Source organism: Streptomyces coelicoflavus (assembly GCF_003112555.1).
GTDB lineage: Bacteria > Actinomycetota > Actinomycetes > Streptomycetales > Streptomycetaceae > Streptomyces > Streptomyces coelicoflavus.
The window spans coordinates 506,916-528,179 of record NZ_BEWB01000003.1 but is presented as its reverse complement, the minus strand read 5'-3'; the positions used below and the strand labels follow the sequence as shown (position 1 = coordinate 528,179).

The following is a 21,264-nucleotide window of genomic DNA, read 5'->3' as shown; positions in this document are numbered from 1 at the left end:
TGCGGCGTGGCTGCTGCCCGCAGCTCCGGGGCAGCCTGTTGCGGTGGAGGAACGCGTCAGGATTCGGGGACGCTGTCTCGGGCCGTGTTGTCGATGCGTGCGGTGTGGACGGCGCTGACGGTCGGGGTCGCTCGGTGCATCTGGCGTACCCCTGTCTTCTCGAACCGTCTTCTCGAATCCGTCTTTTCGAATCCGCTTTTTCGAACTGCCGCACGGTCACGGCTCGGTAAAGAAGTTTACCGCATCACTTATTGCGCATTGTGATGTTTTTCGGGGTGAACGGGGAGCAATGGCTCCGACTCCGGAGTGCCGTACTCCCCCAGCCAGCGGGCCAGTTTGCCGCGGCGGCCGACCGCGCGCAGCCGGCGTTCGGCGGTCTCGCGGACCCGGGGCGTGGTGATGAGCAGCAGTTCGTCGCCCGCGCGCAGCACGGTGTCGCGGTCGGGTACGAGGCTGGTGCCGTCGCGGACGACCAGGGTCACCGCCGTCGGGTGCGGCAGGCGCAGTTCGAAGACGGTGACGCCGTGCAGCCGCGAGCCCGGCGGGACGGACACGGTGAGCAGGTCGGCGTCCAGCAGGTCCAGCGGCGCCGTCTCGACCTGGATCTCGCGCAGCGCGTCCGGACGGGTCACGCCCGTCCACCGGGCGACGGCGGGCAGCGTGGGCCCCTGGAGCAGGGTGAACAGGACGACGAGGACGAACACGATGTTCAGGGCGTCGCGCGCGCCGCTCACCCCGGCCACGACCGGGAACGTCGTGAGCACGATGGGGACCGCGCCGCGCAGCCCGGCCCAGGAGATGAAGGCCTGCTCCCGCCAGGGCACGCGGAAGGGCAGCAGGCAGAGCAGGACGGAGACGGGCCGGGCGACCAGGAGCAGGACCAGGCCGACGACCAGGGCCGGGAGGATCGCCGAGGGCAGCTCGGACGGGTCGACGAGCAGGCCGAGCATGACGAACAGGCCGATCTGGGCCAGCCAGCCGACGCCCTCGGCGAAGGAGCGGGTGGCCGCGCGGTGGGGCAGCTTGGCGTTGCCGAGGACGAGCCCGGAGAGGTAGGCGGCGATGATGCCGCTGGCGCCGAGCGCCCCGGCGGCGGCGAAGGCGATGACGCCGAAGCCGACCGTCGCCAGCGGGTACAGGCCGGTCGCGGGCAGGGCGATGTGCCGCAGCGCCGCGACGCCGAGACGGCCGATCACCACGCCCAGGACTCCGCCGACCACGAGCTGGAAGAGCAGATTGCCCACGACCGGGAGCGGTCCCGGCAGGTCGGCGGTGGTGGAGAAGAGCAGGACCAGGATGATGGTCGGCGCGTCGTTGAAGCCGGACTCGGCCTCCACCAGCACGCTCACTTTGCGCGGCAGCGGCAGGGCGCGCAGTACGGAGAAGACGGCGGCGGCGTCGGTGGAGGAGACGATCGCGCCGATCAGCAGGGCCAGGCGCCAGTCGATCCCCAGCAGCCAGTGCGCGCCCGCCGCGGTCACCACGACGGAGATCGCCACGCCCACGGTGGCCAGGACGCCGGCCGGGGCGAGCAGGCGCCGTACGTCGCTCCACCGGGTGGTCAGGCCGCCCTCGACCAGGATGAGCGCGAGGGCGGCGGCGCCCAGCGCCTGGGCCAGCTGCGCGTCGTCGAAGCGCAGGCCGAGACCGTCCTCGCCCGCGACGAGGCCGACGCACAGGAACAGCAGCAGGCTGGGCAGACCGATGCGGTGGGCGGCGCGGGCGGCGGCGATGCTCGCCAGCAGCACCGTGCCGCCGATCAGCAGCATCACGTACAGCTCGGACAGGGTCATCGGGCGGACTCCGGACCGCGTCCGCCGGGATCAGGACCCGGAGGGCGGGCACCGGGCCGGGCGTTCGCGCCGGTGCGGGTCGAAGAGTTCACCGGCGACGCCGGCGAAGACCAGCCCGGCGGCGATGAGCAGCCCGTGGGCGAGGAAGACGCCGGTGGCCAGCGCGCCGAGCGCGACGGCGAGCAGCAGCCAGGCCCGGCGGTACCGGTACTCGCGCGGGCGGCGGGGGCGGCCGTCGGCGAAGGCCCGGACGAACCCGGGGTCCTCGCGGTGCAGCCGGGACTCGATCTCGGTGAGTCTGCGGTCGTCGGACAGGGGCATGAGGTCCTCCTCCCGCCGCGGGGCCCTGCGGGGGCGACGCGGTCAGCGGGGCGGGCCATGTGCTCTCCTTGCGGTGCGGGTCGTCCCGATCACACCAGAACGAGGCCGCCGGGTAAGGGGAGTGGTCTCCAGACTCGCCCGGGCAGGGCCGTCCGGTCCATACGGGACGGCACCCAGATCCCGGGGCGTGCAACCTGTAGGGACGCGGGAACCCCGCGGGTGGCCGCCGGGAGCGGTCGCGGCGCAACCTGGGAGAGGATCTGCCTGTCCTGCGCGCTCGCGGGGGGCCGACCGGGAAGGACCCAGCTCATGATCATTTTTGGCACCAAGGGATACCTCTACCAGCTCGCGATACTGACACTGGTGTGCGGCCGGTGCGGCAACCCCTCCGCGCACACGCTCAGGAAGCGCGTCACGAAGTTCACGCTGTTCTTCGTGCCGCTGTTCCCCTTCTCCACGAAGTACGCGACGCAGTGCACCTTCTGCGGCGCCGAGCAGCAGGTGACCAGGGAGCAGGCGGAGGAGCTCCAGGCGCAGGAGGCCGCTGGCCAGGGCGGATACCAGGGGCCTGGCGGTCAGACCCACGGGCCGGCGGGGCAGCAGCCGTACGGGCGCCCGTGAGGGCCTGACGCCTCCGGCGCCTCCGCCGCCCCCGTCGAGGCACCGCACCGACGGGGGCGGCGGAGGTTAGCGGCTGCCCCCTGCCCTCCGCGTTGCCGGTTTCCGGCAGTGTTGACTACCCTCACATTGCCGGACACCGCGCAACGGGCGTGGCCGGCAGGGGAGGCACGGGGTGACGGACCTGGGGACGGACCAGCTGGAGACGTACCTGACCGGGTATGCCGAGATCCTGGCGGGGGCCGCCGACACCGGGCGCAGGCTGACCCGCGACGAACTGGAGGGACGGCGGCTCTTCGGTGAGCAGGCCGCCGAGGCGGGGCACAGCCTGCGCAGCCTCGTGCGGCTGCACCTGGACGCCACGCGGACGTCCTGGCCCGGCGGCGGATCGGCGGGGGCGGGTTCCGATGTCACCGGCAGCGTGCTCGCCGCCGTCGCGCAGGCCGTGGACGCCTTCGCCGAGGGATACGAACGCGCACAGCGGCTCGCGGTGCGCCAGGAGGAGGCCGCGCGCCGGGAGTTCATCGACGACCTGCTCTACGGGCGCAGCGACCTGGGCCGCCTCGCCGAACGCGCCGAACGGTTCGGGCTCGTCCTCTCCCGCGCCCACGCCGTCGCGGTGGCCGAGGGCCCGGACGCGTACGACGACACCGCGCCGGTCACCCGGATCGTGGAGACCGCGCTCATCGCCCGCTTCGGCGACCGGCGCGTCCTGATCACCACCAAGAACGGACAGTTGATCTGCATCGCCCCCGGCGACCAGGACGACGTCCTGGCCTTCTTCGCCAAGCAGGCCTACGCCGCCACGGACGGCAGCCGGGTCGCCATCGGGCGCCCCCAGAGCGGCGCGGGCGGCGTGGTGCACAGCTACGAGGAAGCGCTCAGCACCCTCGAACTCGCCGACCGGCTGGGCATCGAGGAGCCCGTGGTCCGCGCCGCCGACATGCTGGTCTACCCGGTCCTCGCCCGGGACCGGCAGGCGATGGCCGACCTGGTGCTGAGCGTGCTGGGCCCGCTGCGCGAGGCCCGCGGCGGTGCCGAGCCGCTGCTGCGCACCCTGGAGGTGTACTTCGACGCGGGCTGCACCGCGGCCGAGGCCGCCCGGCGGCTCGCGCTCAGCGTGCGGGCGCTCACCTACCGGCTGGACCGCATCCACCAGCTGACGGGGGCGGACGCCTCCGAACCGGTGCACCGCTACACGTTGCAGACCGCGGTCATCGGGGCCCGGCTGCTGGGGTGGCCCGCGCAGGAGGTCTAGGGGCGCCTCCCGAATCCGGGAATCCGCCCCGCTCCCGCCCGAAGACCAGCGACAGGGCGGGCAGCACGCCCCCCATGTCACCCCCATGACACCCGGTCGGGAAGACCGGGCCGTGCGTGACGTCCCCCGTCCCGCCCGTCGCTGAGCTTCGGTGAGACGCATCGTCACACGTGGCGCGACAGGCTGTCATTGCCGGGCTCCGGCAACCTTCCCGCGTCTTCGGTGCCGCCCTCGATCAGTTCCGGCACCCCTGGAACCGCACCCGGTGCCTGTACTGTCCTTCCCCAAATGGGAACTCATACGGGGAGCGTTCCGAACCAGGTTCCGCAGGGCGACGGATACGCGCACATGGTGGTGTGCGGCGACGACGGGCTGGCGCACCGGCTGGCCGCCGAACTGCGCGGCGTCTACCGCGAACAGGTCACACTGGTCGTCCCGCCCTCCGGGCACCGGGTGCGCCAGCCGGTGGTCGGACGGGCCCGCGCGGCCTCGGCGGCGCTGCTCGACATGGTCAACGCGGCCGTCAACCGGTCGGGCAACGGCGACCAGAGCGGCACCGGCCGCGAACTGGAGGCCACCGAGCCGACCGAGGACGTGCTCGCGGACGCCGGCGTCGAACGGGCCACCGCGCTGGCCCTCGTGTACGACGACGACGAGACCAACATCCGCGCCGCCCTGACCGCGCGCCGGCTCAACCCGCGTCTGCGCCTGGTCCTGCGCCTGTACAACCGGCGCCTGGGCCAGCACATCGAGGAACTCCTCGACCAGAGCGCCGCGCTGGCGACCGGCGGCGGCCCCGGCTCCGGATCCGGGTCCACGACCGTGCTGTCCGACGCCGACACCGCCGCGCCCGCGCTGGCGGCCACCGCCCTCGTCGGCACCAGCAAGATCGTCGAGGCGGACGGCATCCTGCTGCGCGCCGTCGAACGGAACCCGCCCCGCCCCGGCGAGGTGGCCGACCCGGGACTGTGCACCCTCGCGCTGCTCTCCGCGACGAGCAACGACCCCGCCGGCGCGGACGGTTCGGAGGACAGCGGCGAGCACGGGCCGCAACTGCTGCCCGACGCGGCGGCGGTGGAGGCGGCCACCGGACGCGGGACCGTGGCGCTGGAGCAGGTGTCCTACTCCGGGCCGCCGCTGCCCGCCGGACGGGCCGGTGTGCCCGCCTTCGGCGAGCTGTTCTCACGCCGGCTGCGGTGGTCGCTGGCCGGGCTGGCGGCGTGCGTGGTCGCGCTCGCCGTGGCGCTGATGGTGGTCACCGGCGACCATCCACTGCACGCCACGTACGTGACCCTGCTCGATCTGTTCTCCATCAACGAACCCGCGCACAACGACGACATCGGGCGCCAGATCCTGCAACTCCTCTCCGGGTTCGTCGGACTGCTGCTGCTGCCCGTCCTGCTGGCGGCCGTACTGGAGGCCCTCGGCACCTTCCGCACCGCGTCGTCCCTGCGGAAGCCGCCGCGCGGGCTCGGCGGGCACGTCGTCCTGCTGGGTCTCGGCAAGATCGGCACGCGCGTGCTGACCCGGTTGCGGGAGATGGACATCCCCGTGGTGTGCGTCGAGGCCGACCCCGAGGCGCGCGGCATGGCGACGGCGCGCCGGCTGCGGGTGCCGGTGGTGCTCGGGGACGTCACCCAGGAGGGCGTCCTGGAGGCCGCCAAGATCCACCGGGCGCACTCGCTGCTCGCCCTCACCAGCGTGGACACGACGAACCTGGAGGCGGTGCTGTACGCCCGGTCCGTACGGTCGCGGGTGCGGGTGGTGCTGCGGCTGTACGACGACGACTTCGCGACCGCCGCGTACCGCACCCTGCGTGCGGCGCACCCCTCCGCGCTCACCCGGAGCCGGAGCGTGACGCATCTGGCGGCGCCGTCCTTCGCCGGGGCGATGATGGGGCGGCAGATCCTGGGGGCGATCCCCGTCGAGCGGCGGGTGCTGTTGTTCGCGGCGGTGGAGGTCGCGGGGTATCCGCAGTTGGAGGGGAAGACGGTGGGGGAGGCGTTCCGGGCGGGGGCGTGGCGGGTGCTGGCGCTCGAGGTCTCCGACGGTGAGCGGGGGGAGGGCGCTGCCCAGCAGGGGGCGCGGGAATCTCGGTTGGTGTGGGAGCTGCCCGACACGTATGTCCTGCGGGGCTCGGACCGGGTGGTGTTGGCGGCGACGCGGAGGGGGCTGGCGGAGTTGCTGGGGCGGCGGGCCCGGCGGGGGGCGGACGTGTAGGGGCGCCGCCCCTACGACCCCGCCAGGGGGCGCCGCCCCCTGGACCCCCGGCCTATGCCCACCCACCACCCGACTCGGTCGGACAAGAGGGCCCCCACGGAGACCGGCTCGGCCGGGCAGGAAACCACCGCGGAGACGTAGTCGCCCGGCCGGGGCTCGCCCGGCCGGGACTCGGTCGGCCGGGAAGCCGCCCCGGAGACCGGCTCGGCCCGGCCGGGACTCGGTCGGCCAGGGAGCCGCCCAGGAGATCCGCTCGGCCCGGCCGAGAAGCCGCCGGGGAGACGTGCTCGGTCGGCCGGGGAGCCTGTCTGGAGGTTCGGTCGGGTGGGTGGGGAGTCGCGTCGGGGGCGGGGTGGGTGGGCGGGGAGGTTAGCGCTTGGGCAAGTGCCTTTCTGCGAAGTCCAGTTCCAGGGCCACCTGCTTGATGCGTTCGTCGACGACCAGGGAGCCGTGGCCCGCGTCGTAGCGGTAGACCTCGTGGACGGCGCCTCTGGACTCCAGGCGCTCGACGTAGTTCTCGACCTGGCGGATCGGGCAGCGCGGGTCGTTGACGCCCGCCGAGATGTACACCGGGGCCTTGACGTCGTCGACGTAGGTCAGCGGGGAGGACGCCTCGAAGCGCTCGGGGACCTCCTCGGGGGTGCCGCCCAGCAGTGTGCGGTCGAGGGCCTTCAAGCCCTCCATCTCGTCGTGGTACGCCGTGACGTAGTCGGCCACCGGCACGGCAGCGATGCCCAGTGTCCAGGCCTCGGGCTGGGTGCCGATGCCGAGGAGGGTGAGGTAGCCGCCCCAGGAGCCGCCGGTGAGGATCAGGCGCTCGGGGTCCGCGAGGCCCGAGGTCACCGCCCATTCCCGCACCGCCGCGATGTCCTCCAGCTCGATGAGGCCCACCCGGTGCTTGAGGGCGTCGGTCCACGCGCGGCCGTACCCGGTGGAGCCCCGGTAGTTGACGCGGACCACCGCGTACCCGTGGTCGACCCAGGCGGCCGGGCCCGCGGCGAAGGCGTCGCTGTCGTGCCAGGTCGGGCCGCCGTGGATGTCGAAGACCGTCGGGAGCGGGCCGGTGGCGCCGGCGGGCTTCTGGACCAGGGCGTGGATGCGGCCACCGGGGCCCTCCACCCACACGTCCTCCACCGGGACCGAGCGGGGCGACTTCGGGCCGGGCGGGTCCAGGACGACGCGGCCGGTGGTGGAGCGGACGGCCGACGGCTCGGCGGCCGAGGACCACAGGTACTCCACGCTGCCGTCGGGGCGTGCCGTCGCCCCGGAGACGGTGCCCGCGGGGGTGTCGATCTCCGTCAGCCCGCGCTCGGCGAAGTCGTAGCGGAACAGCTCGCTGCGGGCCTCGAAGCCGTGCACGATCAGCAGGGCGGAGCCGTCCGGATACCACTCCGCGCTGACGTCACCGGGCAGCTCCAGGGCGAGGTCGGTCTGCTCGCCCGTCGCCACGTCCCACACCAGGGGCTCCCAGCGGCCGCGGCGCTGGTGGCCGATGAGCAGGCGGGTGTCGCCGTCGACCGGCGCGAAGCCCAGGACCTCCAGGCCCAGCTCCTTCTCTCCGCCCTCGGTGTCGTCCAGCTCGGCGACCTTGCTGCCGTCGGGGCGCAGGACGCGCAGCGCCGAGTGCATGGCGTCGCCGTGCTCGGTGTGCTCGATCGCGATGAGGGAGCCGTCGTGGGAGAGATCGCCGACGCCCGCGGACTCGCGGTGCCGGTAGATCTCCGACGGGGGTCCGCCCGCGTACGCGAGGTGGATCGTCGTACCGTCCTCGTCCGTCGAGCGGCCGACCACCGCCGTGCGCCCGTCCCGGCCGAGGGCCAGGCCGGCCGGGTAGGAGGGGTCCAGGCCCGGCACGGCGGGCTCGTCCGCGCCGCCCTCGAAGGGCTGGCGGCGCCAGACGCCGAACTCGTCGCCGTCCTTGTCGTCGAACCACCAGATCCAGTCGCCGTCGGGCGCAAGCACCCCGTCCGTCGTGCCGTTGGGCCGGTCCGTGACCTGGCGCTGCTGCCCGCTCGAGCGGTCCCAGGCGTACAGCTCGTACGTCCCCGTCGCGTTCGACACGAACAGTGAGCGGTCCGGGGCGTCCTCGGCCCAGTCGGGCAGCGACACCCGCGGCGCCCGGAACCGCTTCTCCCAGTCGGGCACCTGCTCGCCCTGCGTCGGCCGCCCGTTCACGGCCCGCCCGTCCCTGTCCACGTCCACGGCCGCTTCCCTGTCCGGCGGAACGGACCCGTTGCTCTCAGTCATGGCCCCATACTGCCCCGACCGGGCGACCACGCGCAGAAGGGATCCCCAGCCTGTGGACAACCTCCCCCGGGCCGTTCCCCCTCCCCCACGTTTTCCACAGCCCCGCGGCGGGGTCCTGCGGGCGCGCACCGTACCGTGGAGGGCGTGTACCGGTTTCTGCTGACGCCCCGATGGTGGGGGATCAACGTCTTCGTCGTCCTGGCCATCCCCTTCTGCATCTTCATGGGTTCCTGGCAGCTCGGCCGGTTCGAGGACCGGGTGCAGGATCACGAGACCGCCTCCACGCAGCACGAGTCGGCCCGCCGGGAGGCGGCGCGCCCGCTGAGCGAGCTGCTGCCCGTGGACAAGGCGACGGTCGGCAAGCAGACCACCGTCACCGGCCGGTACGAGGACCAGCTGCTGGTCCCGGAGCGGGAGCTGGACGACCGGGAGGGCTTCTACGTCCTCACCCTCCTGCGCACCGACGGCGGCGAGGCCCTGCCCGTCGTGCGCGGCTGGCTGCCCGGCGAGCCCGACCCGGCCAGGGCCCCGGCACCGCCCACCGGCGAGGTCACCGTCACCGGGGCGCTCCAGGCCGCCGAGTCCCCCGGCGCGAACGGCGTCAGCGGCCGCTCCGGGTGGCCCGAGGGGCAGACCGGCGCGATCAGCGCGGCGACGCTGCTCAACCTCGTTCCGTACGACGTGTACGACGCGTGGGTCACGCTGAACGAGGGCGACTCCGGGATGCGTGCCGTGCCCGTGAGCGCGCCGCAGGGCACGGGTCTCGACCTGAAGGCCTTCCAGAACCTGGGCTACACCGCCGAGTGGTTCGCCTTCGTCGGCTTCGTGATCTTCATGTGGTTCCGGCTGCTGCGCCGCGAGGTCGAGCTCGCCCGGGACGCGGAGCTGGGCCTGACCACGGAGGACGACGAGGGCAGCGGTAGCGGCGGCGGCAGCGAGAACAGAGAGGCCGGCACGGCCGGGGACAAGACCGGGGAGAACAAGGCCGAGGAGACCGAGGCGGGGCTCATCTCCTGAGCCCCGCGGGGGCCTTACGCCCCCGGGTCCGCCAGCAGCCCCGTCCAGTACACGGTCCCCACGCACGCGTTGGTCACGGTGGCCGTCGCCGAGCCGGAGCCGCCCTCGGGGCTGTACGTCACCGACACGCTTCCCTCGGCCGGGCCGTCCTCGGTGACCAGCTGGGCCGTGGGGCCCGCCTCGCCGCCGCCGGCCGCGGAGTTGCCGCCCGAGGCGGTCGTGTCCCCGGAGGGCGAGGGATCGGGCGAGGGCCCGCCCGTGCCGCCCCCCGTGGGGCCGCCGGTGGTGGGACAGGTCTCCGAGGGCACCCAGGCGAACCGCACCTCGTACGCCGCCCCCGGCGCCAGGGTCAGCGAAGGCGCCTCCAGCGACGGGTCGGGCAGTCCGGCCGCGGCGTCCCCGGCGGCGTGCCGGGCGGTGCCGACCCGGCCGGCGTCCGCGGCGCCCAGCGAGGTGGTGACCACACTGCCGGGACCGGTGACGGTGCAGCCGCCCGGGGAGACGTTGGTGACCCGGAAGGAGCCGTAGACCACGCCCGTGGAGTCGGGGGCCGCGCTGCTGGCGACGGCCGGGCCGAGCGACCCGGGTGCGCAGGCGGGGACGTCGGCGGGGCTGCTGGCGCTGGGCACGCCCGAGGGGGCCGAGCCCGTCGCGGCGCCGGACTCCTTGCTGCCGGGCGTCTCCTCGGGGTCGGCCTTGTCCTTGCCCTTGGCGGTGTCCCCGGAACCGGCGACGCCGCTCTGGCCGCCGGCCGGGTCCTTGCCCTGGGAGGCGCCGCCCTGGGCCTGTGAGGCGTTGCCCGCGACGGACGGGTCGGCACCCGCTCCGGTGGAGTTGGAGACGTGCACGAGGGCGGGGACCGCCGTGCCGAGGAAGAGGGCGGCGGCCGCCGCGCCGACGAAGGCCTGGCGCTTGCGGGCCCGCCGCGCGGGCACGGCCCGCCGCAGGTGCTCCAGGGTGCCGTCGCTCGGCTCCATCTCCCCGACCGCCCGCTGCATCATCGCGCGCAGCGCGGCCTCGTCGGTGGCCGGACCGTCGGTCCCCGGAGCGTCGGGGCCCTGCTCGGCGGGGCCGTGGTTCACAGTTCCGTTCCCAGCGTGCGTGTGCGTGTGCTGCTCTCGCCCGCCGTCCGGTGCGGCGGGCGCGTCGTGCCCCTCGCGGGCGTCCGGTCGCGCGTCATGCTCCTCGCGCCCCTCACGGGCGTCCGGTCGCGCGTCGTTGCCGTCGCTCATGCCGGAGCCTCCATGGCCACCCTGAGCGCCGCGATCCCGCGTGAACCGTACGCCTTGACCGAGCCCAGGGATATGCCGAGCGTCTCGGCGACCTGCGACTCCGTCATGTCGGCGAAGTAGCGCAGGACCAGCACCTCGCGCTGCCTGCGCTGCAAGCCCTTCATCGCCTTGATCAGGGAGTCCCGCTCCAGCTGGTCGTAGGCGCCCTCCTCCGCGCTCGCCATGTCGGGCATGGGCTTGGAGAGGAGCTTGAGGCCGAGGATGCGGCGGCGCAGCGCCGAGCGCGAGAGGTTCACGACGGTCTGACGCAGGTACGCCAGGGTCTTCTCCGGGTCGCGGACGCGTTTGCGCGCCGAGTGGACCCGGATGAAGGCCTCCTGGACCACGTCCTCGCAGGAGGCCGTGTCGTCGAGGAGGAGGGCGGCGAGGCCGAGCAGCGAGCGGTAGTGCGCCCGGTAGGTCTCGGTGAGGTGGTCGACGGTGGTTCCCGCCGCCACTTCCTCGGCGCCGTCGCGCTGGTTCGATATGCGGGCCGGCCGCGCTGCGGGCATGGGCGCGATCACCGGCATGCCACCGGCCGGACCGGCCACGCGGGGACGGACGGACCGGGCGGGCGGGACGGGCGGGCGCAGTGCCGCCCCCCGTGCTCCTGCGGTGAATTCGAGGACCTCTGCCACGCCAGTTGGACACGTCCACCCCCGTGAGGGTTGTACGTGCCGGACGTCACGTTCCGGCGTCCGCCGGGCAACCGTCCGGAGAATCCGGAGAGTCCGGAAAGTCCGTACGGTCCGGACCGTCTCCCGGGCAGCCAGCCGCCTGACGGTGCGTCATAGGCCCTCATCGTCCGCTCTTCCCCTATGTCCCGTGTGCACGGGCGTCCCCACGCCCGTCCTCGGCGTCCCCACGCCGACCCACGCGTCCCCGCGCCCCGAATGGGTGACCGCAAAGACGCTCCCCGCCGCTCGCACGGTTGCGGAGGGCGGGGAGGAAATCCTCTGACGGCACGGGTGCCCGGTACAAGTAGTCCGGACCAACTTCCGGATCACATCTCGTCCATGGATCCTACAAATGAAATCCATGGCAGCCAGGGCTTTTGCCCCACCGATCCGTCTCTGACCGTGGGTCAGCCGAACTCGGCCGCCACCAGTTCCGCGATCTGCGCGGTGTTCAGCGCGGCGCCCTTGCGGAGGTTGTCGCCGCACACGAAGAGTTCGAGCGCGGTCGGGTCGTCGAGGGCCCGGCGCACCCGGCCGACCCAGGTCGGGTCGGTGCCGACCGCGTCGGCGGGCGTCGGAAACTCCCCGGCGGCCGGGTTGTCGAACAGGACGACGCCGGGCGCGGTGGCCAGGATCTCCCGGGCCCCCTCGACACTGACCTCGCCCTCGAAACGGGCGTGCACAGTCAGTGAGTGCGTGGTCACCACCGGGACCCGCACGCAGGTCACGGCGACCGGCAGCCGAGGCAGCCCGAGGATCTTGCGGGACTCGTCCCGCACCTTCATCTCCTCCGACGACCAGCCGTCCTCCCGCAGCGATCCGGCCCACGGTACGACGTTCAGCGCGACCGGCTCCGGGAACGGGCCGGTGTCGTCGCCGACGGCCCGCCGCACGTCACCGGGGTGGGTCCCCAACTCGGTGCCGGCCACCAGCGACAGCTGCCGGCGCAGCGTGTCCACGCCGTCCCGCCCGGCCCCGCTGACCGCCTGGTACGAGGAGACGACCAGCTCGCGCAGCCCGAACTCGGCGTGCAGCGCGCCCAGCGCCACGATCATGGACAGCGTCGTGCAGTTCGGGTTGGCGACGATCCCGCGCGGCCGCATCCGCACCGCGTGCGGGTTGACCTCGGGCACGACGAGCGGCACGTCCGGGTCCATCCGGAACGCGCCGGAGTTGTCGACCACCACCACGCCCTTGGCGGCGGCGACCGGCGCCCACTGCGCGGAGACCTCGTCGGGCACGTCGAACATGGCGACGTCGACCCCGTCGAAGGCCTCCTCGGCGAGCGCCACCACCTCGACCTCCTCCCCCCGTACGGCCAGCTTGCGGCCGGCCGAGCGCGGGGAGGCGATCAGGCGGATGTCGCCCCAGACGTCCGCGTGCTGGGACAGGATCTGGAGCATGACCGAGCCGACGGCACCGGTCGCACCCACGACGGCGAGCGTGGGCCTGCCGGTACGGCCGTCCCGGCCGCCGTCCTGCATGCCGGACATCAGCGTCCGGTGCCCCCGTAGACGACGGCCTCGTCGCTGTCGGAGTCCAGCCCGAAGGCGGTGTGCACGGCGCGCACGGCCTCGTTCACGTCGTCCTTGCGGGTGACGACCGAGATGCGGATCTCGGAGGTCGAGATCAGCTCGATGTTCACGCCGGCGTCGGAGAGCGCGGTGAAGAAGTCGGCGGTGACGCCCGGGTTGCTCTTCATACCGGCGCCGACCAGGGAGATCTTGCCGATCTGGTCGTCGTAGCGCAGCGAGTCGAAGCCGATGCCCGGCCGGTTCCTCTCCAGCGCGTCGATGGCCTTGCGGCCCTCGGTCTTGGGCAGCGTGAACGAGATGTCCGTCAGGCCCGTGGAGGCGGCGGACACGTTCTGCACGACCATGTCGATGTTGACCTGGGCGTCGGCGATGGCGCGGAAGATCGCGGCCGCCTCGCCCGGCTTGTCGGGCACCCCGACGACCGTGACCTTGGCCTCGGAGGTGTCGTGCGCGACTCCGGAGATGAGGGCCTGCTCCACGTGCTTTTCCCCTTGCTTGATCGGCTCGCTGCTGACCCACGTGCCCTGCAGTCCGCTGAAGCTGGACCGCACGTGGATCGGGATGTTGTACCGGCGGGCGTACTCCACGCAACGGTGGAGCAGCACCTTGGAGCCGGAGGCAGCGAGCTCCAGCATGTCCTCGAAGGAGATCCAGTCGATCTTCTTCGCCTTCGGCACCACGCGCGGGTCGGCGGTGAACACGCCGTCGACGTCCGTGTAGATCTCGCAGACGTCCGCGTCGAGCGCGGCGGCGAGGGCGACGGCCGTGGTGTCGGAACCGCCGCGGCCCAGCGTGGTGATGTCCTTGCTGTCCTGGCTGACGCCCTGGAAGCCGGCCACGATGGCGACGTTGCCCTCGTCCACCGAGGTCTTGATGCGCCCCGGCGTCACGTCGATGATCCGGGCCTTGTTGTGGACCGAGTCGGTGATGACTCCGGCCTGGCTGCCGGTGAACGACTGGGCCTCGTGTCCCAGGTTTTTGATCGCCATGGCCAGCAGCGCCATGGAGATACGCTCTCCGGCGGTCAGCAGCATGTCGAGTTCGCGCCCGGCAGGGATCGGGGAAACCTGCTCGGCGAGATCGATCAGCTCGTCCGTCGTGTCGCCCATCGCGGAAACGACGGCGACCACCTGGTTGCCGTTCTTCTTCGCTTCCACGATCCGCTTGGCGACGCGCTTGATGCCTTCGGCATCGGCTACGGAGGAGCCTCCGTACTTCTGCACGACAAGGCCCACGTGCGCTCCTCGCTCAATCCGTCTCTTTCCGCACGTACGTGTATGTACTGCGGTCGGCTCATTTTACCGAGCGTCCGGGGTTCGCCCCTGCGGTATCGCATGGTGAGACCCGGGTACTCGCTCAGGCTGGCTCATGCCCAGGGGGACGCGGGTCACTCGGGAAAGTGCGGTGTGTCACACGTTCACAAGGCCATCGGGCCACAACCTCGCCGGTCGGCGGGGAGTCTGATCCTCCGCCGGCGCGTGGTGCGCCGCACCTGGGGAGGATCACCGCCTTGTCACACGCACGCCCGGTGCGCGGACGACTCGCCGTCGCCGCCGCCGTTCTCGCCGCCGCCGTCGGCGCCGCCGGCCTTCCGGCACTTCCGGCCGTGGCCGCCCCACCGGCCCAGCAGGCGGCCGCGATCGCCGCGACCGCCTTCCCGGTCGGCCACAAGATCGTGGCAGTCACCGCATCGGGCTACCTGACCTGGGACAGCACCAAGAGCGACCGGGCCTGGGTGCGGGCCTCGGACGGCGCGGTGACCGACCTGGCCGACAGCCTGCCCATGCAGGCCACCGGATACGGCGACCTGGTGGCCGTACAGCCGCGCCGCGACACGGCGGAGCTGCGGGACGTGGCCACCGGCCGCACGGTCTTCGACGTCTTCGTCCAGCCGGCCGCCGGTCTCGACTACGCGGGTGCGGCGGGTCAGGCACTTTTCAGCACGGACAGCAGCTCACCCGCGGGCGCCGACCTGTTCATGCACACCAAGGGCGCCGGAAGGTCCCCGGTGACCGGCCTTCCGGCCGACGCCACCAACCGCAGGATCTCGTCCGGCACCGCCGCTCACGGCCTGATCACCTACACCAGCGGCGGCAAGAAGTACTGGGGCCTGATCGACCTCGCCACCGGCGCCGTGACGGAGACCGGCCTGCGGGACGAACCGACCGGCAACGGCGACATCGCCGTCTCTGCGGACTACGTCGCCTGGGTCGAGTACGGCTCGGAGCGGACCAGCATCATGGTCCGCACGCGCGCCACGGGCGGGACGCAGCGGATCAAACTGCCCGCCTCGCCGGCCCGTGACATCCAGGTCGGTCTCCAGGGCGACCACGTGGTGCACGGCGACCCCGGCGGCCTGACCGACGCCTACGAGAGCACCCTGCACGACCTGACCGCCCGCGACCTGAAGACCGGGGTCGCCACCAAGCTGCTGGACCACCTCACGTCCGCCGCCGTCGCCCCCGACGGTGTCCTCTACGCACGCGGCGGCACCGTCGCCGAGGGCGAGGGCGTCTACCGCATCACCGTCGACGCCGACGACACCCCGACCGCGGCCATGGTCGCGAGCACCGGCGAACCGACCAGCCTCGCCCTCGTCGGCCACAACGTCCCCGAGGTGATCCACCTCGACCGCGACGGCGGCCGGGCCAAGCTGCGCTGGACGCTGTCGCGGGACAACGCGGAACTGTGGGTGACACTGCGTCACAAGCGCACCAGGAAGCTCACCCAGGCGGTCTTCTACGGGCCCGAGTCGACCGGCTTCACCTTCGACTGGCTGGGCGACGTCGACCACGCGACGGCCGACGCGCCCAACGGCGACTACGCGTGGGACATCTCGGCCCGTCCGCGCAACGGCATCGGCCCGACCCTGACCGCGTCCGGCACCTTCAAGGTGGTACGCGCCTCCGCGCCGCACGACTACACGGACAACGGCAGCCCTGACCTCCTGGCCCGCGACACGTCGGGCCGCCTGTGGCGCACCGACTCCTACTTCGCCCCGCTGGACCGGCAACTGACCCGGACGGCGGAGGAGAAGCTCGTCGGCGGCGGCTGGAACACCTACGACCGGATCGAAGCGGGCGGCAACCTGGGCGGCGCCGCGCACGGAGACCTGGTCGCGCGCGACAAGGCGGGCGTCCTCTGGCTCTACCTGAGCAAGGGCGACGGCACCTTCGCCACCCGCAGCCGCATCGGCGGCGGCTGGGGCGCCTACGACAAGATCGCCGCGGGCAGCGACCTCACCAACGACGGCAGGGCCGACCTCCTCGCCACCGACAAGAGCGGCGTCCTGTGGCTGTACAAGGGCACCGGCGACTGGCGGGCCCCCTTCGCCAAGCGCACCCGGGTCGGCGGCGGCTGGGGCGTCTACAACGACCTGATCGCCACGGGCGACATCGGCGGCGCCGCGACGGGCGATCTGATCGCCCGCGACCGGGCCGGCGTCCTGTGGCTCTACCTCGGCAAGGGCGACGGCACCTTCGCGCCCCGCACCCGGATCGGCGGCGGCTGGAACACCTACCAGCACCTCGTCGGCATCGGCGACGCCGACCACGACGGACACCCCGACCTGTACGCCTACGGTCCCGAGTACACGTACTACTACCCCGGCACCGGCAACTGGCGCGCGCCCTTCGGCAGCCGGAAGGGCGACACCGTCCTCAACACGTACCCGGACCACACGGCGGTGCTCTGACCGGCGGCGGGCAACCGGCCCGGGGCGCTGCGTCCCGCACGTGCCCCGGGCGGCGGCCGCCCCACCGGCCGCGGACCCGACGGCCCTCCGGTGAGGCGGCCTGGTCAGTCCGCCGGGCGGAGCAGTCCCATGCCGACGGCCCGTTGGGGGTCGGACCAGATCCCCATCGCCGTGTTCATGTGGAGGAAGCCGAGCCCGCGGTAGAAGGGCTCGGTTCCGGGGGCGGCGTAGAGGATGATCTTCTTGTGGCCCTCCGCCAGCTCCACGAGCCGGCGGACGATGTCCGAACCGAGGCCCCGCCCCTGGTGCTCGGGATGGACGGCCACGTCGGCGATGCAGGCGCAGTCGACGCCGTCGGCCAGTGCGCGCCCCGCGCCGACGAGGACGTCACCGGCGTGGACGAAGCACATGTAGCGGCTGTTGCCGAACACGGTGGCGAGCACCTCGGGAGGCTTGTTGCCCAAGGGGGCCAGCAGGTACAGCCGGGACAGCTCGTCGAGGTCCACCTCGTCGAGGCGATGGGTCCAGGTGTGGTTCTCCGACGTCATGTCTTCCTTGCCTTCCTTCTCCTGGCCTTCCTCCTCTAGCCGACGGTGGGCGCGAGGTCGTCCTCGGGCGCGTCGGCCCGGGTCTTCGCCGCCCGGCCGGTGGCGAGCCGGAGCAGCAGCGACGCCGCCGCCAGGGCCATGCCGAACCACAGGACGCTCGTGACGCCGACGTGGTCGACGAGCAGACCGCCGAAGAGGGCCCCGAGGGCGATGCAGGTGTTGTACGCCATGGTGTTGAGCGACATGGCGGCTTCGAAGGTGTCGGGCGCGGAGGCGAGCGTCATGTTGATCTGGGAGAGCTGCACGACACCGAAGGAGAGTCCCCACAGGACCAGCGCGACGACGGCGCCGAGTTCCCCGTTCCCGACGAAGCGCAGCAGCAACAGGGCCACCAGGAGCCCCACCAGACCGGTGACGAAGGTGCCGCGCAGGTTCTTGTTCACCGTGTGGCCGGCGACGAAGTTCCCGACCGCGCCGCCGACGCCGAAGATGATCAGGACGGTGGTGATGAAGCCGGAGGAGGCGTCCGCGGTGTCCTCCAGGTAGGGGCGGACGAAGGTGTAGGCGCCGAAGTGTCCGAGCACGAAGAAGACGACCACGAACAGCACCGTGCGCAGTTGCCCGTTCCTGACCGGCAGGCCGAAGACCTCGCGGACGGACACCGCGTTCCGCGACGGCATCGACGGGACGAGGGACGCGACCGCGACGAGGACCAGCACGCTGAGGCCCGCCCAGATGCCGAAGGTGGTCCGCCAGTCGGTCCGTGCCTCGATGACGGTGCCGAGAGGGATGCCGACGACCGTGGCCACGGAGATGCCGGACATCACCACCGCGGCGGCCCGGTTCGCGTGCCGTCCGGGCACGATCCGCATGGCCATGCTGACGCCGATGGCCCAGAAGACCCCGCTGGCGAAGCCCATGAGGAGCCGGGTGCCGAGGATCAGCGGGTAGTTCGGTGCGACGGCGGTGACGAGGTTGCCCAGCGTGAGCACCGCGAGCAGCGTGGTGAGCAGCGGGCGCCGGTCGACGCGTCTGGTCCAGGCGACGATGAACGGTACGCCGAGGCCGGCCGCGACACCCTGTGCGGTGACCATGAGGCCGGCGACGCCGACGGATATGTCCAGGCTCTCGCTCAGCGGGGTGAGCAGGCCCACGGGCATCAGCTCGGTGGTCAGGAAGACGAAGAGACTGGCCGTGATGGCGGCGACGCCCAGCCATCCCTTCAGGGACGAGGTCGAGGTCTCTGGTACGTGTGCGGACATGTCAACGAAGTCTGCTCGCGGCCCATCCATGAGTCCAACACATGCTTGTCACCTCATTTATCTTGTTCCAAGATAAGTAGTCATGGAGCTCCAGCAGATGCGCTACGTGCTCGCGGTCGCCGAGACCATGAGCTTCACCCGTGCCGCCGAGCGCTGTCTCGTCGTCCAGTCCGCCCTCAGCCACCAGGTCGCTCGGCTCGAGCAGGAACTGGGCGCCAGGCTCTTCGAGCGCACCACCCGCCGGGTGCGGCTGACCCCGGCCGGGGAGGCGTTCCTCCCGGCCGCCCGCCAGTGCCTGGCCGCCGCCGAACGCGCGGCCGACGAGGTGGCCGCCGCCGTCGGCGAGGTCCGTGGGCAGCTCCGTATCGGCGTGATCTCGTCCGTCGCCGCCGTCGACGTCCCGCGCGCCCTGCGCGACTTCCGCGGGCGGTATCCGAAGGTGCGGGTCAGCCTGCGCGTGAGCCCCAGTGAGGAGCTCGTCGAGCGGGTCAAGGAAGGGGACGTCCAGGTCGCCTTCCTCGGGCTGCCGACCACCGCGCGCCCCCAGGGGGTCGAGGCCCATGTGATCGGCCGTGACCGGCTCGTCGCCGTGGTCTCCCCCGATCACCCGCTCGCCGGCGGCGGGCCGGTCGATCTGCGCCGGCTGGCCGAGGAGGAGTTCGTGGACCTGCCGGCGAAGACCGCCGGCCGCGCCCAGTCCGACCTGGCCTTCTCCGCCGCGGGCCTCACCCGTGACGTCGCCTTCGAGGTGACGAACACGCACTTCCTGGCCCGGCTGGTCGGCCAGGGCCTCGGCGTGGCGATGCTGCCCTCCGCCTACGTGCCCCAGCTCAGCGGGGTGACCACGGTCCAGGTCACCGACGCACCGGCCCGCGTCGAGTACGTCATCTGGCCGCCCGGCAGCCGCACGCCCGCGGCGACCGCGTTCCTCCGCCTGCTCGGCGTGCCGGACGTCCGCGAGGAGAGCTGAGTCCCGGGGGTGCCGCTACTTGACCGGGCGCAGCCCCAGGGGTCCCGCGATCTCCTGGACCATGACGCGGCCGGCCTCCGACTCCAGGGCGTCGTCGCCGAGGTCCTGGTCGGTGTCGAGGCCGTCCAGCTCCTCCAGGGGCTGGTTCAGGCGGACGTGGGCGACGACCGACTGGAGGGCGCGCAGGGTCGCGGAGGCGGTGGAGCCCCAGTTGGAGAAGTAGGAGAACTGCCACCACCACAGGGCCTCCGTGGTGCGGCCGGCCTTGTAGTGGACCATGCCGTGGCGCAGGTCGGTGATGACGTCGGTGAGGTCGTCGGAGATACGGGCCGGGACCGGGGCCTTGCGCGGCTCGTAGGGGTCGAAGACCTCGGAGTAGACGTCGATCGGGTCGAGGATGCGGGCCAGGTTCTCGCGGAGCAGGTCCACGTCCTGCTCCGGGCCCGGGTCGGGCTCGTAGCGCTCGTCGGGGACGATGTCCTCGTGGGCGCCCAGGCGGCCGCCGGCCAGCATCAGCTGGGAGACCTCCAGGAGGAGGAAGGGGACGGCCGAGTCCGGCTCGTCGCCCTTGGCGACCTCGGTGACGGCCACCAGGAAGCTCTCGATCTGGTCGGCGATCTGGACCGCGAAGTCGTCCGGATTCTGGTCGGTCGCGTGCAGCGTGGCGTCAGACATCTAGGAGTCGTCTCCCCTCGAAGGCGCGGCCGAGGGTCACCTCGTCCGCGTACTCCAGGTCGCCGCCCACCGGGAGGCCGCTGGCCAGGCGGGTGACCTTGAGGCCCATGGGCTTGATCATGCGGGCGAGGTACGTGGCCGTGGCCTCGCCCTCCAGATTCGGGTCCGTGGCCAGGATCAGCTCCGTGACCGTGCCGTCCGCCAGGCGGGCCAGCAGCTCACGGATGCGGAGGTCGTCGGGGCCGACCCCGTCGATCGGGCTGATCGCGCCGCCGAGCACGTGGTAGCGCCCGCGGAACTCACGGGTGCGCTCGATGGCGACGACGTCCTTCGGCTCCTCCACCACGCAGATGACGGAAGGGTCGCGCCGGGTGTCCCGGCAGATGTTGCACTGCTCCTCCTGCGCGACGTTTCCGCAGGTCGCACAGAAGCGGACCTTGGCCTTCACTTCCATGAGGGCCTGGGCGAGCCGCCGTACGTCGGTCGGCTCGGCCTGGAGGATGTGGAAGGCGATCCGCTGCGCGCTCTTGGGACCGACGCCGGGCAGCCGCCCGAGTTCGTCGATGAGGTCCTGGACCACGCCTTCGTACAACGGACTGCCGTCCTTCCTGAGGTTCGTGCACTACGTACGGTAGATGGCTTCGGCCGGTCTGAGAAAGGCGAACCGGGGAGACGGTTCAGAACGGCAGGCCGGGGATGCCGCTGCCGCCACCGCCAAGACCCTGGGCGAGCGGGCCGAGCTTCTGCTGCTGGAGGTTCTGCGCGTTCTCGTTGGCCGCCTGGACGGCCGCGACGATCAGGTCGGCGAGGGTCTCGGTGTCCTCGGGGTCCACCGCCTTCGGGTCGATCCTCAGACCGCGCAGCTCGCCGGAGCCGGTGACCGTGGCCTTCACCAGGCCGCCGCCCGCCTGGCCGTCGACCTCGGTCCGCGCCAGTTCCTCCTGCGCCTTCGCCAGGTCCTCCTGCATCTTCTGGGCCTGCTGGAGCAGCTGCTGCATGTTGGGCTGGCCACCACCGGGGATCACGTTCAGCTCCCATCAAGTCCGGTCACGACGTTTTTGCCGTTCGGCACGAGCCTACGTGGTCCGGGCGGCCCCCGCCCCAGCACTCTTTCGAGTGATGCGGTGGGAGCCCTATACCTGATCAACGCCCTCTTCC

At 72.5% G+C, this 21,264-nt stretch carries 18 protein-coding genes; 6 read left to right on the top strand and 12 right to left on the bottom strand.

All coding sequences use genetic code 11. The annotated features are described in order from the left end of the window. Positions 1 to 248 precede the first annotated feature (248 nt). Entirely contained in the window at positions 249 to 1,793 is a 1,545-nt protein-coding gene (locus Sco07f_RS07610) for a potassium/proton antiporter (RefSeq protein ID WP_108987328.1), read from the bottom strand. 30 nt (positions 1,794 to 1,823) lie between these two features. After that, positions 1,824 to 2,114, bottom strand: a complete 291-nt coding sequence (locus Sco07f_RS07605; RefSeq protein ID WP_007452099.1) for a DUF3040 domain-containing protein — start codon at positions 2,112 to 2,114, stop codon at positions 1,824 to 1,826. Between the two features lie 309 nt (positions 2,115 to 2,423). Here Sco07f_RS07605 and Sco07f_RS07600 point away from each other — a divergent pair, with 309 nt between their 5' ends. The 3 genes from Sco07f_RS07600 to Sco07f_RS07590 all read left to right on the top strand — a co-directional run bounded on the left by Sco07f_RS07600 (position 2,424) and on the right by Sco07f_RS07590 (position 6,210). Beyond that, positions 2,424 to 2,735, top strand: a complete 312-nt coding sequence (locus Sco07f_RS07600) for a zinc-ribbon domain-containing protein (RefSeq protein ID WP_108987327.1) — start codon at positions 2,424 to 2,426, stop codon at positions 2,733 to 2,735. A gap of 172 nt (positions 2,736 to 2,907) precedes the next feature. After that, entirely contained in the window at positions 2,908 to 3,990 is a 1,083-nt protein-coding gene (locus Sco07f_RS07595; RefSeq protein WP_087790122.1) for a PucR family transcriptional regulator, read from the top strand. Between the two features lie 348 nt (positions 3,991 to 4,338). Then, on the top strand, positions 4,339 to 6,210 hold the full coding sequence (locus Sco07f_RS07590) for an NAD-binding protein (RefSeq protein WP_007452058.1): 1,872 nt from the start codon (positions 4,339 to 4,341) through the stop codon (positions 6,208 to 6,210). 369 nt (positions 6,211 to 6,579) lie between these two features. Here the strand turns inward: Sco07f_RS07590 and Sco07f_RS07585 are convergent, their stop codons facing one another. Next, entirely contained in the window at positions 6,580 to 8,457 is a 1,878-nt protein-coding gene (locus Sco07f_RS07585) for a S9 family peptidase (RefSeq protein WP_244941998.1), read from the bottom strand. Between the two features lie 144 nt (positions 8,458 to 8,601). On the opposite strand from Sco07f_RS07585, the gene Sco07f_RS07580 reads away from it, so the two are divergent. Further along, positions 8,602 to 9,474 carry an SURF1 family protein gene (locus tag Sco07f_RS07580; protein WP_174855317.1) on the top strand — a complete coding sequence of 291 codons (873 nt, stop codon included), beginning with the start codon at positions 8,602 to 8,604 and terminating at the stop codon, positions 9,472 to 9,474. A gap of 14 nt (positions 9,475 to 9,488) precedes the next feature. On the opposite strand, the gene Sco07f_RS07575 is transcribed toward Sco07f_RS07580, so the two are convergent. The 4 genes from Sco07f_RS07575 to Sco07f_RS07560 all read right to left on the bottom strand — a co-directional run bounded on the left by Sco07f_RS07575 (position 9,489) and on the right by Sco07f_RS07560 (position 14,192). After that, the gene (locus tag Sco07f_RS07575) at positions 9,489 to 10,706 is read right to left on the bottom strand and encodes a hypothetical protein (protein WP_244941997.1); all 1,218 of its coding nucleotides are present in this window, start codon (positions 10,704 to 10,706) and stop codon (positions 9,489 to 9,491) included. After that, entirely contained in the window at positions 10,703 to 11,275 is a 573-nt protein-coding gene (locus Sco07f_RS07570; RefSeq protein WP_007451881.1) for a SigE family RNA polymerase sigma factor, read from the bottom strand. The genes Sco07f_RS07575 and Sco07f_RS07570 overlap by 4 nt, the downstream gene beginning before the upstream one ends. 554 nt (positions 11,276 to 11,829) lie before the next feature. Continuing rightward, positions 11,830 to 12,915, bottom strand: coding sequence for an aspartate-semialdehyde dehydrogenase (locus Sco07f_RS07565; RefSeq protein WP_007451880.1), 1,086 nt, complete (start codon positions 12,913 to 12,915; stop codon positions 11,830 to 11,832). Next, positions 12,915 to 14,192 (bottom strand): aspartate kinase, encoded by a 1,278-nt coding sequence (locus Sco07f_RS07560; protein ID WP_007451879.1) that lies wholly within the window; start codon positions 14,190 to 14,192, stop codon positions 12,915 to 12,917. Before Sco07f_RS07560 ends, Sco07f_RS07565 begins: the two co-directional genes overlap by 1 nt. Positions 14,193 to 14,467: 275 nt before the next feature. Between Sco07f_RS07560 and Sco07f_RS07555 the strand changes: the two genes are divergently transcribed. After that, entirely contained in the window at positions 14,468 to 16,651 is a 2,184-nt protein-coding gene (locus tag Sco07f_RS07555; RefSeq protein ID WP_159106927.1) for an FG-GAP-like repeat-containing protein, read from the top strand. A gap of 104 nt (positions 16,652 to 16,755) precedes the next feature. On the opposite strand, the gene Sco07f_RS07545 is transcribed toward Sco07f_RS07555, so the two are convergent. Together Sco07f_RS07545 and Sco07f_RS07540 are read right to left on the bottom strand one after the other, a co-directional pair. Then, entirely contained in the window at positions 16,756 to 17,199 is a 444-nt protein-coding gene (locus tag Sco07f_RS07545; RefSeq protein ID WP_087790125.1) for a GNAT family N-acetyltransferase, read from the bottom strand. A gap of 35 nt (positions 17,200 to 17,234) precedes the next feature. Continuing rightward, positions 17,235 to 18,461, bottom strand: a complete 1,227-nt coding sequence (locus Sco07f_RS07540; protein ID WP_108987324.1) for an MFS transporter — start codon at positions 18,459 to 18,461, stop codon at positions 17,235 to 17,237. An 82-nt stretch (positions 18,462 to 18,543) separates the two neighbouring features. On the opposite strand from Sco07f_RS07540, the gene Sco07f_RS07535 reads away from it, so the two are divergent. Then, the gene (locus Sco07f_RS07535) at positions 18,544 to 19,431 is read left to right on the top strand and encodes a LysR family transcriptional regulator (RefSeq protein WP_108987323.1); all 888 of its coding nucleotides are present in this window, start codon (positions 18,544 to 18,546) and stop codon (positions 19,429 to 19,431) included. 15 nt (positions 19,432 to 19,446) lie between these two features. Here the strand turns inward: Sco07f_RS07535 and Sco07f_RS07530 are convergent, their stop codons facing one another. The 3 genes from Sco07f_RS07530 to Sco07f_RS07520 form a co-directional block, all read right to left on the bottom strand. Next, complete coding sequence (locus tag Sco07f_RS07530; RefSeq protein WP_007451878.1) at positions 19,447 to 20,106, bottom strand: DUF5063 domain-containing protein; 660 nt, start codon at positions 20,104 to 20,106, stop codon at positions 19,447 to 19,449. Further along, positions 20,099 to 20,698 carry a recombination mediator RecR gene (gene recR / locus Sco07f_RS07525; RefSeq protein WP_007451877.1) on the bottom strand — a complete coding sequence of 200 codons (600 nt, stop codon included), beginning with the start codon at positions 20,696 to 20,698 and terminating at the stop codon, positions 20,099 to 20,101. The genes Sco07f_RS07530 and recR overlap by 8 nt, the downstream gene beginning before the upstream one ends. A gap of 85 nt (positions 20,699 to 20,783) precedes the next feature. Continuing rightward, on the bottom strand, positions 20,784 to 21,131 hold the full coding sequence (locus Sco07f_RS07520; protein ID WP_007451876.1) for a YbaB/EbfC family nucleoid-associated protein: 348 nt from the start codon (positions 21,129 to 21,131) through the stop codon (positions 20,784 to 20,786). Positions 21,132 to 21,264 lie beyond the last annotated feature (133 nt).

What these genes read in the sequence shown, in the direction of transcription:
- Sco07f_RS07590 (WP_007452058.1), top strand. Translation starts at nt 4,339, where the DNA reads ATGGTGGTGTGCGGCGACGACGGGCTGGCGCACCGGCTGGCCGCCGAA.
- Sco07f_RS07545 (WP_087790125.1), bottom strand. Translation starts at nt 17,199, where the DNA reads ATGACGTCGGAGAACCACACCTGGACCCATCGCCTCGACGAGGTGGAC.
- Sco07f_RS07565 (WP_007451880.1), bottom strand. Translation starts at nt 12,915, where the DNA reads ATGTCCGGCATGCAGGACGGCGGCCGGGACGGCCGTACCGGCAGGCCC.
- Sco07f_RS07530 (WP_007451878.1), bottom strand. Translation starts at nt 20,106, where the DNA reads ATGTCTGACGCCACGCTGCACGCGACCGACCAGAATCCGGACGACTTC.
- Sco07f_RS07600 (WP_108987327.1), top strand. Translation starts at nt 2,424, where the DNA reads ATGATCATTTTTGGCACCAAGGGATACCTCTACCAGCTCGCGATACTG.
- Sco07f_RS07535 (WP_108987323.1), top strand. Translation starts at nt 18,544, where the DNA reads ATGGAGCTCCAGCAGATGCGCTACGTGCTCGCGGTCGCCGAGACCATG.
- Sco07f_RS07570 (WP_007451881.1), bottom strand. Translation starts at nt 11,275, where the DNA reads ATGCCGGTGATCGCGCCCATGCCCGCAGCGCGGCCGGCCCGCATATCG.
- Sco07f_RS07575 (WP_244941997.1), bottom strand. Translation starts at nt 10,706, where the DNA reads ATGAGCGACGGCAACGACGCGCGACCGGACGCCCGTGAGGGGCGCGAG.
- Sco07f_RS07610 (WP_108987328.1), bottom strand. Translation starts at nt 1,793, where the DNA reads ATGACCCTGTCCGAGCTGTACGTGATGCTGCTGATCGGCGGCACGGTG.
- Sco07f_RS07585 (WP_244941998.1), bottom strand. Translation starts at nt 8,457, where the DNA reads ATGACTGAGAGCAACGGGTCCGTTCCGCCGGACAGGGAAGCGGCCGTG.
- Sco07f_RS07540 (WP_108987324.1), bottom strand. Translation starts at nt 18,461, where the DNA reads ATGTCCGCACACGTACCAGAGACCTCGACCTCGTCCCTGAAGGGATGG.
- Sco07f_RS07605 (WP_007452099.1), bottom strand. Translation starts at nt 2,114, where the DNA reads ATGCCCCTGTCCGACGACCGCAGACTCACCGAGATCGAGTCCCGGCTG.